The sequence below is a fragment of the Helicobacter bilis genome (genome assembly GCF_900198365.1).
Taxonomy (GTDB): domain Bacteria; phylum Campylobacterota; class Campylobacteria; order Campylobacterales; family Helicobacteraceae; genus Helicobacter_A; species Helicobacter_A bilis_B.
This window is the reverse complement of record NZ_FZMS01000060.1, coordinates 1-18,512: the sequence shown is the minus strand read 5'-3', so window position 1 is coordinate 18,512 and position 18,512 is coordinate 1. Positions and strand designations below refer to the sequence as shown.

15 protein-coding genes are annotated in these 18,512 nt (G+C 34.6%); 6 read left to right on the top strand and 9 right to left on the bottom strand.

The genetic code is table 11. The annotated features are described in order from the left end of the window. Positions 1-219: 219 nt before the first annotated feature. Positions 220-792, bottom strand: coding sequence for a Crp/Fnr family transcriptional regulator (locus C6H08_RS08190; RefSeq protein WP_034580314.1), 573 nt, complete (start codon positions 790-792; stop codon positions 220-222). Positions 793-899: 107 nt separating this feature from the next. On the opposite strand from C6H08_RS08190, the gene C6H08_RS08185 reads away from it, so the two are divergent. Continuing rightward, positions 900-1,337, top strand: a complete 438-nt coding sequence (locus C6H08_RS08185) for a copper resistance protein CopD (RefSeq protein WP_034563247.1) — start codon at positions 900-902, stop codon at positions 1,335-1,337. Between the two features lie 25 nt (positions 1,338-1,362). Next, positions 1,363-1,761 (top strand): group III truncated hemoglobin, encoded by a 399-nt coding sequence (locus C6H08_RS08180; RefSeq protein ID WP_034563249.1) that lies wholly within the window; start codon positions 1,363-1,365, stop codon positions 1,759-1,761. A 143-nt stretch (positions 1,762-1,904) separates the two neighbouring features. Here the strand turns inward: C6H08_RS08180 and C6H08_RS08175 are convergent, their stop codons facing one another. From C6H08_RS08175 to C6H08_RS08160, 4 genes are all read right to left on the bottom strand, one after another. Beyond that, on the bottom strand, positions 1,905-2,780 hold the full coding sequence (locus tag C6H08_RS08175; RefSeq protein ID WP_233708542.1) for an alpha-1,2-fucosyltransferase: 876 nt from the start codon (positions 2,778-2,780) through the stop codon (positions 1,905-1,907). Further along, the gene (locus tag C6H08_RS08170) at positions 2,749-2,946 is read right to left on the bottom strand and encodes a hypothetical protein (RefSeq protein ID WP_034580309.1); all 198 of its coding nucleotides are present in this window, start codon (positions 2,944-2,946) and stop codon (positions 2,749-2,751) included. Before C6H08_RS08170 ends, C6H08_RS08175 begins: the two co-directional genes overlap by 32 nt. Before the next feature lie 137 nt (positions 2,947-3,083). Beyond that, a complete protein-coding gene (gene nhaA / locus C6H08_RS08165) occupies positions 3,084-4,595 on the bottom strand; it encodes a Na+/H+ antiporter NhaA (RefSeq protein ID WP_034563255.1) in 1,512 nt (503 codons plus the stop codon). 60 nt (positions 4,596-4,655) lie between these two features. Beyond that, positions 4,656-8,180, bottom strand: coding sequence for a UvrD-helicase domain-containing protein (locus tag C6H08_RS08160; protein WP_233708541.1), 3,525 nt, complete (start codon positions 8,178-8,180; stop codon positions 4,656-4,658). 93 nt (positions 8,181-8,273) lie between these two features. Here C6H08_RS08160 and C6H08_RS08155 point away from each other — a divergent pair, with 93 nt between their 5' ends. Both C6H08_RS08155 and C6H08_RS08150 read left to right on the top strand, forming a co-directional pair. Beyond that, a complete protein-coding gene (locus C6H08_RS08155) occupies positions 8,274-9,515 on the top strand; it encodes a hypothetical protein (protein ID WP_034580308.1) in 1,242 nt (413 codons plus the stop codon). Positions 9,516-9,590: 75 nt separating this feature from the next. Next, positions 9,591-10,370, top strand: a complete 780-nt coding sequence (locus C6H08_RS08150; protein WP_034580307.1) for an SDR family NAD(P)-dependent oxidoreductase — start codon at positions 9,591-9,593, stop codon at positions 10,368-10,370. A gap of 126 nt (positions 10,371-10,496) precedes the next feature. Here C6H08_RS08150 and C6H08_RS08145 read toward each other — a convergent pair whose 3' ends face one another. Then, positions 10,497-11,507, bottom strand: coding sequence for a glycosyltransferase family 2 protein (locus C6H08_RS08145; RefSeq protein WP_034580305.1), 1,011 nt, complete (start codon positions 11,505-11,507; stop codon positions 10,497-10,499). Between the two features lie 161 nt (positions 11,508-11,668). Here C6H08_RS08145 and C6H08_RS08140 point away from each other — a divergent pair, with 161 nt between their 5' ends. Both C6H08_RS08140 and hypE read left to right on the top strand, forming a co-directional pair. After that, positions 11,669-12,643 (top strand): hypothetical protein, encoded by a 975-nt coding sequence (locus tag C6H08_RS08140; protein WP_034580304.1) that lies wholly within the window; start codon positions 11,669-11,671, stop codon positions 12,641-12,643. A gap of 18 nt (positions 12,644-12,661) precedes the next feature. After that, entirely contained in the window at positions 12,662-13,735 is a 1,074-nt protein-coding gene (hypE, locus tag C6H08_RS08135; RefSeq protein WP_034580302.1) for a hydrogenase expression/formation protein HypE, read from the top strand. Positions 13,736-13,837: 102 nt separating this feature from the next. On the opposite strand, the gene C6H08_RS08130 is transcribed toward hypE, so the two are convergent. Genes C6H08_RS08130 through C6H08_RS08115 form a run of 3 tightly spaced genes read right to left on the bottom strand, consistent with a single transcriptional unit; the run spans position 13,838 to position 18,241 of the window. Then, positions 13,838-15,910, bottom strand: a complete 2,073-nt coding sequence (locus C6H08_RS08130) for a hypothetical protein (RefSeq protein WP_034580300.1) — start codon at positions 15,908-15,910, stop codon at positions 13,838-13,840. Continuing rightward, entirely contained in the window at positions 15,907-16,923 is a 1,017-nt protein-coding gene (locus C6H08_RS12050) for a GtrA family protein (RefSeq protein ID WP_034563270.1), read from the bottom strand. The genes C6H08_RS08130 and C6H08_RS12050 overlap by 4 nt, the downstream gene beginning before the upstream one ends. Next, complete coding sequence (locus tag C6H08_RS08115; protein ID WP_034563273.1) at positions 16,916-18,241, bottom strand: glycosyltransferase; 1,326 nt, start codon at positions 18,239-18,241, stop codon at positions 16,916-16,918. Before C6H08_RS08115 ends, C6H08_RS12050 begins: the two co-directional genes overlap by 8 nt. Between the last annotated feature and the right edge of the window lie 271 nt (positions 18,242-18,512).

Here is an 18,512-nt window from a genome sequence, read left to right as displayed (position 1 = left end):
TTTTTAAAGAATTACAAACATTGGATAATAAATTCCACTTTATGAGTGCAAATAAACCAAGTTTTCTAAGGGAGTTTGTACAGGATTAAAGATATTAATACAATCTCTTATCCATTCTTGCAAAAAAATGAAAAAAATATAATCGTATTGCCCGCTCCCCCCCCCCCCCATTAAAACTTTATTGTTGCAGACTTTATGCCTAAAAAGCAGAAAAGTAGCCTAGAGTAGTGTAACCTTACCCTTATGCGTGGTGAGTATGCCCTGTGTTTTTAGGGTTTTTAGGGTGCGTGATAGGGATTCTGGTGCGATATTTAGGGCGTTTGCGATGTGTCGTTGGGTGAGTGTGTGGAGGCTGTCTTTGTTGTGTGAGAGATAGCTTAGGACTTTTTCTTGCAAACTTTGGTTTTGCAGGACAATGTGAGATTCTAGAATCTCTATCTTTTTGCATAATGAAGTGATAAAAAGCAAACAAATCTCGCTATTCCCCAAACAATGCGTGTGGAATTTTTCATAGCTTATAGTGATAATCTCGCATATTGAGGCACATTCTGCATTTGCTGGATAGGGGCTTTGCATAAAAAAGGGCATTTCAGCGATGAATTGTGGCGATGAAAGCGTATGTAGTGTCAGCTGTGTGCTTGAGATATGCTCTTTTGTCTTATAAAGTCTCACCTTGCCGCTAAGAAGCAGGTATAAATGCGTAGGCATAGCACCTTGCAGGAATAAAATCTCGCCATTTTGATATGTGCGTTTATTGCCCATTTGTGTCATAATATGAAAAAGCTCTTGCATATATAATCCTTTAAAAATAGAGAATCTTAACATATATCAATGTTTTCTTGTGTAATTTTGTCTAGCATTGCATTGAGATTCTATTATCATTGATGAAAGGATACATAATGGAAGCAATTTATCCGTATATGCTTACACTGCATTTGCTTTGTGCAATTATATTTTTGGGATTTATTTTTACTGATGTGGTGCTACTTAGTCCGCTGAAAAAGGTACTTGGCGAAGAGTTGGCAGATAAGATCTTTAGTATTATCTCAAAGCGGGGTGTGAAGATAATGCCCCTTTGTCTGCTTTTACTTTTGCTTAGTGGCGGAGTGATGATAAGCCGCTATGTAGGCACAACACAAGGATTTTTTGACTCGCCCTTGCAGGTGCTATTGATGATAAAAGTTGTGTTGGCGTTGTGTATTGTATGTATGGTGATTGTGTCTTTGTCGTGCAGGTTTTTGGGAGTAAAAAATCCATTGGCAAAGAGCATTCATAAGGTGGCTTTGGTACTTGGATTTTTCATTGTGGTGTTAGCAAAAATGGCATTTTATATGTGAAGTTAATTTTTAAAAAGGAGCGAATATGCAGGAAAAATTTGATGTGATAAGTGAAGATTCTATTATGAGGCTTATGGATATTTTTTATAACAAAGTGCGTTTTGATAAGCGTGGGCTAGGCGATGTGTTTAATGCTAAAATTGGCAGTGATGATATGGCGTGGGAGAAGCATAAGGCAAAGATTGCGACATTTTGGCAGGGTATGCTTTTAAATAGTGGCGATTATAGCGGACACCCTTTGAAAGCCCATCTTGACTTGCCCCCTTTTCCTAGAGAGCTTTTTGCTGTGTGGTTAGAGCTTTTTAAGCAAAGTTTAGAATCTGTGTATGCAAAAGATGAGTATATTGTAATGATTATGGAAAGGGCTGAGATGATTGCTAAGCGATTTATGTTTATGCTGTATGAGAGTGGGTATAATAGGTAGATTCTATATAGAGTTAGCATAGAATCTTAAGTAAGATTCTATATCAAAGTTAATGTTTTTTTTGAGATGACTTTATTGATAAAAGCGAAATTAAGATATTTATATAAGCCATTTCATGTGAATGTAAGAATATAAACCTTATCTCACACTACACTATGTGTCCCCCAAAATGGATCAATGAGTATATAGCCCTTTTTAGCAAGCATGTTTGATTTTGGAATCCTTCTTGTGTCATTAAAAACTTGTGTTGGCATAATGATTTGTTTGTCTGGATTATCGATGAGATAGGAAGCCCACCAGCTAAATGTCGAATTGGCAATAACTGCATGTTTGCAAGCTCTCATAAGCTCCATTTCTTCTGCTGCATTGCCTTCGCCATTAGCTTTAACAAATTCAATATTGCAACCCTTAAAGTCAAGTAAATTGCATAAATTTTTCTCACACCATTCTATATCATTACTAAAAATAAAAATATGTGGTTGCCCTAGCCTAGTCTTTAGAATCTCTATTGCACTTTGATAGTAGGCTTTACCTAAACGCACATAGCCTCCATCTGTTGCTTCCATTTTTAAATAATCCCCCAATCTTACATGTAAAAATACACTATTTTCTGTTTTCTCTATCTTTTCTTTTAGCGTTTGATTATGTGGTTTTAAGGGTATTTTTAGACAAAACTCTTCTCTTATTATAGAATATATGTCATCAAAATATATAAGATTTTGAAAGTATCCAAAGGGATAAGCGTGCTTCTCTAAACTATCATTTAAATACATTTTTACAATGTTGTCGCCTTGTGGATTTTCATCATAAAAATATTTATAATGTTTTAATGCTAGCCAGTATAATTTATGATATTTACTTCTTGTAGCGTATCGAATGTATTGCAATGGGAAGTTGTATTTCAAAGATTTGTCATTAGAATAAAAATATTTAACTAAGGTTTTGTAATCAAAGCATAGTGGCAAAGAGATATTATATAACATTAACTCAAAAAGTCGTAGGTCTTGCCCCCCCCCCATTAGTCATTGCACTATTTGTAGAATCTTGACTGAAAGCATCTTTATGCAAATTCTCATTAAAATATGTTGCATCAAGCAAAATAGGATAGCCTTTTAAACTCATAGCCTTTGCAAAAGCATAAATAAACATTTGATTACCAAGTCCGCCAACAAGCCGTATTAACATAAAAATTCCTTTGATTTTATTGTAATTAACAGATATTTTGAAGTTATGAAAGCTACATTATAGCATAAAACATTTATATCGCAATGACTATGCTCACTTCAGGCTAGAACATGCGGCACTACATTTTTTCACACTCACTAATCTTCAATGCGAATATCTTCTTCACTAGAATCTTTTGTATTGAAATAAAGGCTTGTTACGCCGATAATAGCGGCAATGCCAGAGGCGATTAGCACAGAGATTTTTGCTAAATCTACACTCATATTTGAGCTATACGCAAGATTTGCTACAAACATAGACATGGTAAAGCCTATGCCTGCTAATGCACCAACAGAAAAGATTTGTGTATTTGTTAAACCCTCTGGTCGCTTTGCAAGGCGGAGTTTTTCGCTTAACCATGTAAAGCCTAAAATACCAAGTGGCTTACCAATCACTAAGCCTAAAATAATGCCCCAAAAGATTCCATCAATACTAAAACTAAGACTAGAGTCAATAGAAACTCCTGCATTTGCAAAGGCAAATAAAGGCACGATGAAATACGCATTTAAAGGTTGCAAGATATATTCAATACGCACGAGTGGATTTTGTGCGTATTTTGAATATCTAGCTATTGTGTCTAGAATCTCCACTCTTTCATGCTCTTTGTGCATATCAACTTCTCTTTCCATATCACTTTTTGAACCCATAAATTTTTTAATATTTTGATATGAACTTACAAAAAAGTCCCTAAAACCATACAAAATCGCCCCAAATCTATTTCTCTCTTCTGTGTGGCTTGGCGTAAAAGTCGTAAAATCTGCCGTTGTTTTAAAGTAAAGCTTATTATAAGCTTCTTTTAATCCAAGATAGCTATGCTGTGATATTTGAGACTTTCCCGGTATTGTAAAGGCAAGTAGCACTGCCCCAACGGTAGCATGCACCCCACTTAAAAAAAAGCAAATCCAAAGCAAAAAGCCCACCGCAAAATAAAGCGATAAATACTTAATATCTAAATAGTTAAAGGTGATTAACACAGCAAGTAGCACGATGGCAATATAGATATATATCCAATTAATCTGATCGGTATAAAAGATAGCAATAACACTAATCGCACCTAAATCATCAGCAACCGCTAAGGTTACAAGAAAGATTTTAATCACATTTGGAATCCTTTTGCCAAGCAGCAATATAACCCCCAAAGCAAAAGCAGTATCAGTGCTCATTGCAACGCCAAAGCCATTTACACTTGGTGTGCCTAGATTGAAAAAAATATATATCGCACTAGGTAAAACTAACCCTCCAATAGCCCCAAACACAGAAAAGCTTACCGCACGAAACCCGGCTAACTCCCCATAAAGCACTTCTCGCTTCATCTCTAAGCCCACCATGAGAAAGAAAAAAGACATCAATACATCATTAATAAAATGTAAAATACTGATATGTATAACCCTAGTCCCGCCGATATGAAAATCCAAATACATACCAAAAAATTCATTATAAAAGATTCCAAAGTTTGTATTTGCAATAATCATTGCTATGATAACGCAGAAAAAGAGTAAAACACCGCCAAATGATTCATGTGTGATGAAGTTTTTTAGCGTATTGTTTGCATGATCGATTTTATCTTGTTGCATCTCTTGTGCGTGTATGTTTTTATGCTCTAGCCCCATAGTTTTACCTTAAAAGATATGTAAAATTTATAATTGATTTTTATTAAAAGATTCTATATTTTATAGAGTGATTTCTTTTACTGCAACATTGTCTTGCAAATAGACTAAATAGCCTTTTATTTGGGACGTCTTTTGAGAGATAGTAGCAATAGATTCCATATAAGATTGTAATTGTGCGGTATGTTCTTGCAACAATGCTTCACTGATATTTTGACTACTTTTAAATTCTATAACAAAAAATTCCTCTCCATTTTGTATAAGGGCATCTAATCTTTTTATGCTATTTTCTTGCAGAAAAGACAGCTCACATTTTATCGTATTTTTATCCATATATAGCAATTTTTCAAGGCTAGATTTAAAAATGTTATTTGCCTTTTGTAAAATCTCTACAATCATGCTTTCATCTAGATAGAATCCATACGAAAAATTTAGCATAGTATAAGGGTTTTTAATCTTAAATCCAAGCATGAGTTCAAGTGAGTAATGAAGGCTTAAGCCTAGTATTTGCTTATGCTGCATAGAAATATTATGCTGATAGAAAGAATCTTTACTCTCTTGTAAAAACTCTTCTTGCTTTGTGTTTTTAGCTTGTAACTTGCTAATAATTGTGAGATTATTTTGTGTTTGTTTAGAATCTCTTTTTGTCTGTATTTCTTCGCCATAGTTTTCATTATCTTTTAAAGCAAGATGTGTTGCAATAGAGCTTTCTTTGTTTGCAAATATATAAAGCCCGATTTTAGCCCTTGTGCATGCTACATAGAGATTATTATATTCTTGTTGCAGGTTTTCTCTCTCTTTTTTATCCGCTAAATCTTGCAATGTCTTATCTCTATAAATATTCATAGCCTTTGTTGTAGTATCTATGCGTATAGATTCTAAGAAAATATCATTATAACTATAAAGTATTTTTTCATTATTATTTTGTTTTTGTGCCTCGTAGTCTAAATATATCACATACTCAAATCCAAGCCCTTTAGACCCATGCACACTCATCGCATGAATGGCTTCTTCTTGCATGATTACAGATTCTCTATTTTCTATAAATTCAAACAAAGAATCAATATTTTTTATATCAATATTTTCACTTGCTATTTCTAGTAACTCCATACAATCATCATTATAGAATCTTAGAGATTCTATAATGCTTTTTATAGATTTTGCAAGTGAATAATATGTAGAAGTTTGGTGTGGGATAGTGATATGTTGATTATCAAAATAGCTTTTTCCTAAGAGTTTATTCAGCTTTTTTTGTGCGAATTTATAATTATTTTTTGCTTTTCTTAGCTTTTCTTGTAGTGATTCTGTGGAATCTTTTAACTTAGAATCTTGTGGGCTAAAATCTTGTTGTATAGTTACTTGTTGTGTGGAATCTTGCAATATAGCTAACTTAGATTCTACAAGCTTTATTTCATCTCTATATTCTTGTGTTTTAAAGACATAAAATATTGCCTGTATGCTTGGCTGATTTATTAGCTTCCCACTTTTATCAAGGTTTAGTTTTATAGTAGAATCATTCTCTTTTAAGAATAGATTAAATTCATGTAGAGTGTCTCTTTTTCTTGCTAGAATGGCAATTTCTTTTTTTGGCACATTAGATTCTATAAGCCTATTCAGTTGTGTAAGAGTATCTGTAAATACTGCGTTTTTATTTATCTCTTTATCACCAGAATCTTCATATAATTTCACATTCACCACACCGCTTATATCTTGTGAATCCTTGCTATAAAGCTGCTTTATATACTCCTCTTTATAGAGATTTGCAAACTTATCATTTACAAAATCAATGATTGCTTTTTTACTGCGATAGTTATGACTTAGACTTTCTTGCTGCATGGAATCTAGCCTTTTTGTCTTCTCAAATACAGATATATTTGCACCACGAAAGGCATATAAACTCTGCTTAGAATCTCCCACAAAAAACAAACTTTTAGAATCTTTTGTCCCGCTTCCTGCAAGGATTTCATTAAAAAGTGGCTCAAAGATTCTATACTGCATAATACTTGTATCTTGATATTCATCAAAGAGTATATGACTAATGCAAGAATCTAGCCTAAAAAAGAAATAATCACTTTGAAAATCCCCATCTATCATTAAGGTATCAGTTGCAATAGCAAAAACCTTATGTGCGATGGATTGAAAGCTTAGTATATTATGCTTTGATTCTATCTCTCTTATAGCCTGTGTGTAAATCTCTAAAAACATGTATAAATGCGATAATAGCGCACTCTCAACACACATTGTATATGAGATTCCAAGCTGTTGTATTTGCTCGCATTTATATGCGATTTCTTGCTGCATAGCTTCATTTAGCTTTAAATCTTGCTTGATATAGTTATGCTTTTTTTCCACTATGAGTTTATGCTGTAATATTTCTTTGGCACTGCTAGATTCTAATTTTTCACATATTGCTTTTGTGCGGGGTTTAACTTCTCCATTTGGTGCAATGTTTTGTAAAAAATCGCTGAGCTGTTTGGCATGAGATTGAATTATTGTTTCAATGCGTTTTGGGTTTAGTTGCAATGTTTCTGGGTGGGCTGCGGGGTTTAGGGCGTAATTTATAGAATCTAGATTTTGTTTGGATTCTATATTCTCTATTTTTTGCGACTCAAATTCAGTGGCACATTCAAGCGGATTAGATTCTATATTTTTGTCATTTTGAGCCTTTGAAAAAGGCGAAAAATCTTTTTTATGATCTAAATTTTGAGATGTTTCGCTTTTCTCAACACGACAGAGAATAGATTCTAAAACCTCATCACTCATAAAACTCTTAGCAAACTCAAGTATTTTTTGCTGTGTAAATAATGGGTGCATAGCGTGTATAAGATCTTGTTTTGTCTTAAACTCAATGGATTTATCATAAAGAGTTGCTAAAAGCTGCTTTAGTGTGAGTGTCGTGCCATAATTTGTATTCATATCAATGTGAATATTTAAATCATTTGTTAAAGAAAGTAAGGCTTCATGTAAATGTGAATCTTTATATATTTTTTCTAAAAAGCATTCAAAAATCTCATCATCTAGCCCACTCTCTTGCATGTCAAAATCTCGTCTTATGCCGATAAAAAAGGCAAATTTACGCAACATTTGCGTATAGAAAGAATCGATTGTGCTTATCTTTTTATCAGCTTGTAAGAAATGCTTATAAACCTTTGTCGTTTGTGCTTCTATATGCTCTTTTGTAAGATTATAGCTAAGCAAAGATTCTATAATATCATCTCTTTGTTTTAGAATCTTTTCATAGTTATCTTTATAAATCTCTTTTGCTTCTTTAAGTTTAGAATCTTGAGTGATATAAAGCAAAAAAAGATTCTGTGTGATACGCTCTTTCATCTCATTTGCAGCTTTTTTTGTAAATGTAAGTGTGAGAATCTCATTTGCTGGCACACCTTGAAAAAGCAGGGCAATATAACGCACACATAGGGCAAAAGTCTTGCCGCTACCAGCAGAAGCATTTAAGAAAATATGGTTTGTGTTTGATTGCTGCATGAAAAACCTTTTTATTATGATTCTATCAAAAATGCGAGTAAAATTCAAATTTATAATGACTTTGGATTGATTTTTGCTAGAATCTTTTTTATCGCTTTGCACGAGATTCTAAACCTTTGCTTAACATAGAATCTTTTATCTTTTAACTAAGCTAGATCTTTAATTAAGCTAGATTTTAATTAGGTAGGTATGCCGATGAAAAAAAGTAGTCTTTTAAGCTGTGCTTTATTCCCATTTATCCTTAATGCCGCAGCACCCAAACCTTATGAGCCAAGCACACAAAGCTTAATCGATGCGTTGTGGAATAAGGCATCACATGAGCTTTCTGCATCTATATTCTATCAACAAGCATTTGGCGATGAGATTACCTTCCTTGATGCAACTTTTCTAGGCTACTATTCTACTGCGAGATATAATGGATTAAAAGCTGCGGCAGGTATGCTACTTGCTGCACCTATCCTTGATTTTAGTCATGGACATGGTAAAACCTATAATGATGTAAAGCAAATATTCCTTTTTAATACCGCCTATGCGGATTATCTAGATAATAGGCTAGGCTTACACGCAATAGCAGGGAGATATAAGGCAAACTCTGAATGGAATACTTACTATTCTCAAGGATTCCAAGTAGGATATAGTGCGCTTCCTTACACGACACTAGAGTTTTTAGCATCTTATGGTAGTGCTATGGTAACAAATGAGTATGTAACGCCATTTCGCACAGATTTAAGCAGCTTTGGGACATATCTATTGAGTGCTGATTTTACTCTACCAAAGCATATACACTTACAACCTTATCTCTATTTTACTGGATTTTTTACTACTTTTGGTGTCAAAGCTGCAATGTCTTATTACATTACACATGATATTAAAATGGAGACAAAACTGCATGTAGCAGGATACAACAAATACTATCCGCATACCTTCCCCGCAAATGTCAATCATAAGTTTGAGTTAGCCGCACATGCTGGTAGCACAAATCAAGATATGGCGGGGATTGCATGGCTAGAGCAAAAGGTAAAATACCTTGATTTAGTAGAAGCAAAAGTAGGGCTTATAGGCGTTACACCAAGTGGAGCAGAACTAATCGATTATTATGGGCAACTCACACCATTTAAATACACCGTTGGTATGTTTTGGGCGGGAGCTATTACGACTTATGGGAGTGTAGGTTTTCACTGGGATAATCTCTTTGAGATAAAAGCTAGTGTGCGTGGTAGCTTTTTGCCTACTGGAAGTGTTACAAGCTTTGAGATAAAAGGTGAGAGTGAGTTTCCTATATGGCGACAAAGAAATCGTTATGGACAGCTTAAAACCTATATGAAAGGCAAGGTAGGACTAAATCTCACAGGCGTATATAATAATACCCCAGCGATTAACTTCTATGGCGGAAATCAATATACAATCATACGCGGATATTTTAGAATCTCCATTTAGCGTCGATTTTAAATCTACACTTTTAGGGTGAGTGTAAATAGGGCTAGATTCTAAATATACACACAAAGGAAAAACATGCTAGATAACACACAAGATAAAAAGCACATCTTAATCACAGGGGCAAGCTCTGGCTTTGGCTACTATTTAGCCCTAACCTATGCAAGAGAATGGGATAATCTCACACTCTATCTTATCGCAAGAAGAAAAGAAAAGCTAGAGAAACTCAAACAAGAAATACTCTCAATGCAAAAAAATATTTGTGTTGAAATCCTTGCTGGAGATATTTGTGATAAAGAATTTATCACAAAAAGCACAAAAGATTTAGATATTGATATCTTAGTCAATAATGCTGGTCTTGCAAGGGGCATTGAAAGTGCGGAAAATACGAGTTATAGCGATTGGGAAGAAATGATTGCCACTAATATAAAAGCTCTAAGCCATATCACGCATTGCGTTTTGCCCAACATGGTAGCAAAGGGAAGTGGGCATATTATTAATGTGGGGTCTATTGCTGGTAGTTATGCCTATCGTGGTGGGAATGTATATGGGGCTACAAAGGCATTTGTAAAGCAATTTAGTCGCAATTTACGCGCTGATTTGTATGATAAAAATATCCGCGTGAGTAATATTGAACCCGGATTATGTGAGGGAAGCGATTTTTCCATTGTGCGATTTCATGGTGATAAAGAGAGGGCGGATAATGTCTATAAGCACACAAAGCCACTTCACGCAAAAGACATCGCAGAGATAATCTTTTGGGTAAGCCATCAACCACCACATGTAAATATCAACTCTATTGAAATTATGCCTACAACACAGGCAAGTGCTGGATTGAGTGTGCATTGTAGTGAGTAGATTCTAAAGACTTAATATGTAAGCGTATTTGTCTATGATTTTTACTGCATATTGCAGGGATCATTTGAATCTAGCATCTAAAAACAAGTTAAACAATACAATAACAATTTTTTGCTTACCACACAATTACAAATACCCTTTCTTAGTAAGCTTTTTATGTAAGAATTTATAGCATGATAAAAAGAGTTTATATTTTAAACTTTTTGGCTTTTTAGTCTCTTTTAGCTGAGCTAATAATGGCTCATATATTCCATGTAATTCATAGAGTTCATTCATTAAGGACATAAAGTTTTTATGCTCCATTGTAAAAGCAGTAATCAAATTTTCTTTTTGCAAAAGTCGCTCATAAAGCCTATATGAGAAAAACAATAACTCTATATACTTTTTATCAAAATAAAAATACATATCTTTATGAAACATGCAGCCTATAATCATTTGCTTATTTGTATCTAGAGACTGCCAAATGCCCTCACTATGGATTCTATATACGCTATCTATTCCGGGTTTATACATAGCTTTGCCTTTATACATGTGAATGAGATTGCGAAAGGAATCGCCTCGAAATGACACTTCATTACTTTCATATTGCAAATGTTGCAGTTGCTTTGGAAGTCCGTCTTTAAAGATCACATTTCTAAAAATACAGCTTGAAGTATGTCCAAAAATCGCCCTATCATTTAAATAATCATCAAAGGTTGAGACTTTGTCTTCTTTAGCCCCGATATATTCTTTTGTTGTGCCATCACTATATAACATGCGTGTATTTTGAGAATACGCTGTGAAGTCCTTATTCTCTTCTAAAAAATCAAGTGCTTTTTGTATCTTTTCTTCATCTATCCAGTAGTCATCTGGGTCAAGCACGCAAAAATACTCAGTCTTTGTTATCTCATAAGCCCTCACTATATTTTTAAAAAGCTTTTGATTTTGACTAGATTCTAGAATCTGTATTGCATTTGGATATTTAAGACAATATTCTCTCACAATATCAAGTGTGCTATCGCTTGAAGCATCATCAGCAACAATGACTTGATAGCTATATGTAGTCTTTTGCATGAATATAGAATCTAGGGTTTGGGCGATATAATCTTTCTTATTAAAAGTTGGTAGAATGATAGTAAGCATTGCTTGGTCTTGCATAGCATATTTCCTAAGTAGTAATGTATGAAAAGATGATTCTACATTTTTTTAGCAAATTTTTCTATATTCACATAGAATCTAGTCTAGAAACTCACATAACAAAATATTCTTAATATGCTATACTTTTACGCAGAGATTACAAGGCAAATAAAAGGAAAAATATGCACGATAGCATTGCATTAAAGGAATACTTGCGGACACATGGTGTTGATAATGTAGTGGATTTGGGACTTGAAGAGTTGCAAACAGAGTATGAACGCATTGTGCGTGAGGGCATTTCATATTATCATAATCTTTTGCAGGAAGAAAACTCTGAAATAGAATTTTTAGAGGCAAAGAAAAGAGATGTTATCGATGTCTTAAAGCAGGCTCAAACAACAGATGATATATATGATATTTTATATGAATTTTTGCATACCTATATGCCAACGGATTTAATCGCTTTTATGGCAGAGATTAAAATGCCTGTGCCTTATACTCGTTTGCAAAAGATTATAGCAATCGTGCATGCAAGAGTGCAAGATGAAGTGCTAGATAAGATTAAAAGCGATTTAGAATCCTTGCCACCACAAGAGAGAGAAACACTCATAGCACATTATGAGGGTATGCGTAATGATGTGCTATGGCTAGAGAAATTGCACAATCGCTATAAAAGCTCTGGGACGCTAGAGTATTTACGCTCAACGGCTGAAACAAAGCTTAATATCATGCAAACTTTTCTAAGCAGAGATTTAGAATCTGAATATAAGCCTTTCTACGATAATAGCAAAGAGAAACGCACGCTTATTGCTAAGATTCTAGAAATTAGTGGTATTTACACAAAAAATGAATTATTTGATATGAAAATCGCAGATTTACAAGCCACTTATGATGAGATTATGCAGCAAGTCTTGCAGAAAGAAAGAGAGCAAAAACTCATGCGAAGATACATTGAGCTATTTGAAGATTCAGCAGGTATTACCGAAGATGAGTTTAAGGGACATTGTAAAGATATGCAAGAGAACTTGCCTGATGATATTGTAGGTGAAATTATTAGTCATTTTACAACGCATAATCACTTCATTGCTAATAAAATCAATAATGTATTGTCTGGGAAAAGTATGAATAAAGCCCCATCAGCAATGGAAAATGAATAACTACTAAAAAGGAAAATTATGGATATTGTAACATTAGCACATGGTAGCGGCGGCATAAATGCAGCCGAGTTTGTGCAAAAGGTTTTTATGCCCTATTTCAAAGACCTTATGCCCTATGCAAATGAAGATTGTGGAATCTTTTCTAACACAAAAGATATGAAATATGTAACAAGCACAGATTCCTATACTATAAATCCCATATTTTTTGCAGGTGGGAATATCGGCAAACTTTGTGTATGTGGTAGCAGTAATGATGTAGCCATGATGGGTGGAAAACCATTATATTTAAACATAGGCTTTATTATTGAAGAGGGTTTTAAGATAGATTTATTAAAGCAAATTGCAGAATCTATTGCCCTTGAATGCAAGAGTTTTAACATAAAGATTCTATCCGCAGATACCAAAGTATTACCAAAAGTTACAGATAGCACAGAGGCAAAAGATAAACTCATTTTTATTAATACAACTTGCATTGGCGGTGTTGAAAAAGATTGCATAAGTGCGAAGAATCTAAGCGAGAACGACTCAATTATCCTAAGCGGTAAGATAGGAAGTCATGGTGCAAGAATCTTTTTAGAACAAAACAATATCGCAATTACAAGCAATATACAAAGCGATTGTGCTAGTCTTTATCCTATGTTAGAATCACTCTTGCAAAGCAATATCCCTATACATGCCATACGTGATGCTACGCGTGGTGGGCTATCAAGCGTTTTGAATGAATGGGCTATAAGCTCACATGCTTGTATTGATATTTATGAAGAAAAAATACAAATAGATTCTGAAGTGCAAGGTGTGTGTGAAATGCTAGGGCTAGAGCCTTATGATCTAGCAAATGAAGGTGTATGTGTGATCGCCATGCCTAAGCAATATGCAGAAGAAGTGTTATCTCTATTAAGAGGGCATACACTAGGCGTGAATGCCACAATCATTGGCGAAGTAAGCAAAATATTTAGTCCGCAAGATTCTAAAGACAATAAAGCACAAATAAGCAAAACTACCTATTACCAAAAAGTTGTGTTACATACAAAATATGGCAGTAAAAGATTTTTAGAATATCCACAAGGTGAGCTACTTCCAAGAATCTGCTAGAGAGATTGTTGGAAATCTATTAGCAAAACTTTGAAGTCATTGTGATATATGATTCTATTGTTGCATGGCAAAGATTACATACAAACCAAAAAATCTAAAAAATCACACCTTAACCCTTTTATAATAATCAAGTATAAATGCTACAAAACCAATGATTGCTAAAAGTCCTAAAGGAAGTATTGGCGACATATAGCGAGATTCTGCCACTGGCGTAAAAAGCACGATAAATAATGCACTAAAAAATCCTGCAAAGCCCACACCAAAGCTAAACATAAGCAAACTATTGCGTAAATCTCTCTTAACTAGCCATAAAATAAGAGAGAGTATCATCACTCCAAAACTTAAAGCCACACCCCAAAAATGATTTAACAGCAAACGATGTTCATATAAAAAATCATAAATCTTTTCTTGTGTGGGTGTGAATACAATGCTTCGTTCAGATTCTCTAAATTTACTTGCAAAATATATAAACTGAGAATTTGTTGTTTTTTCTTGCAACACTTTACTATCAAACATATACACTTCTTTTTTAAACCACATGGCTTTTAAGAATCTTAGCTCATGTTGTGCGAAGTATATAGGATGTTTAAATATTGCTTTAAGCCATTGTGTATAAAGCCCATCGAATTGTTTAGGCGGAAAAGGTCGTTTATCGTGATAACCCCAACCTACATTAAAAGGGTCTGCATCAAGTAGTCGCTCTTTATATAATTCCCTAACATCGTTCCAAGTTTTTTCTGGATAATACCACTCGTCTTTAAAACAGCTGTTATCATCGGCAGGCACACAAGCCCCTGCAATTTGATGTAAAAATACATGATTGGCAGGTAATGCAGGGCGAGGAAAGATAAGATTTCGCGGCACAATAATTACCACGCAAAGACAGAGTATCGCACAGGCTATGACACCATTTATATATTTTTTTACAAATTCTTTAGTATTTATACCGCGATTGCAAAGCCACATATACACAAACACAAAACTCACAGGAAATACGCTAAAAATCGCATTATGCCGCCATAAAATCGCACAAAAGAATACTATGCCAATAAGCCACCACATTATCTTAGTTTTTTTGACAGATAAAGGCACAAGCAGCATAAAAAGCACCATAGCATAACCACAAAATAAAAGCATAGGCAAAGAAAAGCTAGTTAGCTGAATAAAGTTTTGAAAATAGATATTGCCTATAAACACAGGAAATAGCAACACAATTGCAAAAACACTTCTAAAGCGAATATAAAAGCCCCACACTAAAAACAAAAGCCCAGCATAAAAAGGAATGAGATTGAAAAGAAACATATAGTATAAATGCTTTCCAAAAAGAAAATATAAGATTCCTAAAACATAAGAGGGCAATACTGGAGCAAGATTCCTTGTATTTAGATTAACACTAATATAATTATCGCCTATAAGGTGATAACCCGGAAATCCAAGCCAAAACTGAAATATAAACAAGGCAATGATAATACACGCACTTAATGCTAAAAAGAGTTTATCCTTCAAAGATAACGCAGAATTTAAGGCATATTGTTCTATATGCTGTTTTGGATATGTTGTATTAAATCTAGCTAAATATAGTCTAAGAGGCACATATAAAAACCATATCATCACACAAAGTCCAAACAAGAAAATAAGCCTACCCGCATAATCTTGCAAAAGCAATGTTGAAAATTCTGTGCTATAACTCGCGATACCTATATTTTGCCCAACTTGTAATTGATAAGGGGTTACTATCTCAAGATTGCCATTATCTTTTGCTGCTTGATAGATTGAAGCTACATTACCAAGCTTTTCTATGTCTTTACTCCATTCTATATTGGCAATGTGAATATCCCCATAGAATCTTTGTGCTTTAAATACTTCATTTTTAAAGACTAAATTAATGCGATAAGTATGCAATGTGTTAGTATCCATGCATTGCTTTTTACAAACCTCAAAAAATCCATTTTTTTGAAAATTTATCGGTGTTGCCTCACTGCATGTTGCCTTACATTTCTCGATCGTGCGAGTAATCTCACTTTCCACAATCATATCCGCATAATCTATCCTATCCTTACTCATAAAACGCAAAGCTAGAAAGATAATCACCACAAGCATAAGCAGAATAAACCACACGCTAAGGGCGATTTTACTCCCTTTGCTTAATCTCACAGATTTTAGAACTTCAATCATTGACACTCCTTTTTGATAAATTTAGAATCTACACCTTTATGGGCTGGTGCAGGGCTTTTTGTGTAAAAATAGAATTTAGGTTCTTTTCTATAAATGACAAGCTTTCTCGCATAAAAGCCATAAAATGCCACAAGCAAAGAAGCTAGAATCTTTGCCACAATCGCTTCAAATCCCAAAAACTCCACACATACCCATAAAATAAGCGTATTTAGTCCTATGCCTATGGTGTTGATAAGATAGGTTAGCCCAACTTCTAAGCCTCTATGCAAATGTGTCTCCCCAAACACAAACCGCCGATATAGCCACACGCCAACTCCACTAGCTAACACAAACATAATAAGCGAAGCAAGAATATAATGCACCCCAAAAAACTTATATAGAATATAGAATCCTGCAAGTTCTGCAAGGGTAATGCCTCCACCGATACAAAAAAATAGTGTGAGTTGCTTTAAGCTTTTATGTGTTTTAGAATCTAGGTTCTGCGTTGTCTTTTTAGCACTTTTAGCGGATTGTTCGCTCAAGGCTTGGTCATTACCTTCTAGGTAACTCCCTTCGCCTTCCGCTCCAAAAGCTTTGCTTTCTTTAGTAAAACCACTAAAATCACTCAAAGATACTTCCGCAGTTGGCGTTTTGGATTTTACAGAATCTAGATTCTGTAAAAATTCGCCCTTGTCTATACAATTTGAACGATTGAGCGAATTAGAGGGATAGTCATTATCGCTTAGATAACTCCTACCCTCTAATTCGCTCAAAGCCTCCAAAGCCATAGAGCAACTGCTAGAATTTGTGGTTTTGTTTGCGTGATTTGTTGGTAGAGAATCTAGAAATTTGTCATTTTGAGCCTTTGAAAAAGGCGAAAAATCTTGTTTAAATTCTACATTAGATACTTCGCCCTCAAAGGCTTCAGTATGACAATATATTTCACTTCGCTTAACACAACAATCTCTTTTAGAATCTGCACTAGATTCCATAGCACTAGAATCGCTTTCACAAGATAAAGTATCACTAGCCATATATGCCCTTATTAGCTTCTCTACTGCTTTGCAAATAGGCTAAATAGCGAGATTCTTTAATGCTCTTTGTAACAAGATGGGCTAAAAGCCCTGCGATAAAAAGCACCACAGCAATCACCATTAGCCCAACACATACAAAAAGCGTGGGGAATCTCGCTACCTTAGAAGTCTCTAAAAACTCCACAAAGACAGGCACACCAAAGAATAGAGAAAGCAAAAAGCATATAGCGCTTAGCACACTAAAGACAAGCAAAGGACGCTCACTAAACAAAAGATTTAGAATCATAAGCGATATTTTAAAGCCATCTTTAAAGGTTGAAAGCTTAGAGAAGCTGCCTTCTGGGCGGGATTTATAAGGGGCTTTTATCTCATCGGTGCGAAGCCTTTGCTCTAAAGCATAAATGGTGAGTTCAGTCTCTATCTCAAAGCCATTGCTATGGGCTGGGAAGCTCTTCACAAAAGGGCGAGAAAAGATTCTATAACCACTTAACATATCGTTAATTTTTGTGCCAAAAAGCATTTGTGTGCTTTTTGAAAACAGCTTATTGCCAAAGCTATGCCCCTTGCGATATGTGCTAGAGTCTGCCTCTCTTGCGATATTTAGCATATCAAGCTTATGAGTGCTAAAATACGCTAGTGCTTGTGGTAAGATAGAAGCATCGTGTTCAGTATCTGCATCAATCATTATGTAGAAATCTGCTTCAATCAAGGCAAATGCCTCACGCATAACCGCCCCCTTGCCCTGCGTGCTAACACTATAGAGCGTGAGGGATTTTGCGGGGGTTTTAGAATCTAGATTCTGTAAAAATTCGCCCTTGTCTATACAATTTGAACGATTGAGTGAATTGTGATGGGTAGTCATATCGCTTAGATAACTCCTACCCTCTAATTCACTCAAAGCCTCCAAAGCCACAGAGCAATCGCTAGAATTTGTAGTTTTACCTACATGGTTTGTTGATGTAGAATCAAGATTCTCTGCCTTTATGGGTGAGTGCGGGGCTTTTTGTGTAAAATTGCTAGATTCTCCAATCTTGTCATTTTGAGTGTGTAAGCACGAAAAATCTTTTTTAGATTCCATATTGGATATTTCGCTTCGCTCAATATGACAATCTAAAGATTTTATCTCATCAATTTTAGCCTTAACAATGCTCCGTGAGTTATCACTTGAATTATTATCAAATACATAAATATGTGCGTTTGGTAGCACACTAAAAACTTCATCAATGACTTGAGCGATAGTCTTTTCCTCATTGTAGCAGGGGATAATTACAGAGATTTTTTTAGGTGGTTGTAAAGATAGTGTGGTATCAGATTCCATACCTTGAAGTTTAAGCTGTGTGTTTGTGCGAATAGTGCCAGATTCTACAAAATTATCGTGCTTAAGGACAAAACTTGTTTGCTGATTATAGATCTCACTAGATTCACCCCCCCCCCCCCGTTTTTTTTTTTTTATCTTTTTGGTTTTTTTTTTTTTCTTTTTTTTTTTTTTTTTTGTTTTTTTTTTTTTTTTTTATGTAGATTTTTGTATGTTTTGTTTTTTTTTTTATATATTCTCAAAATATTTCATATTTTTATAATATAGAGTTTAA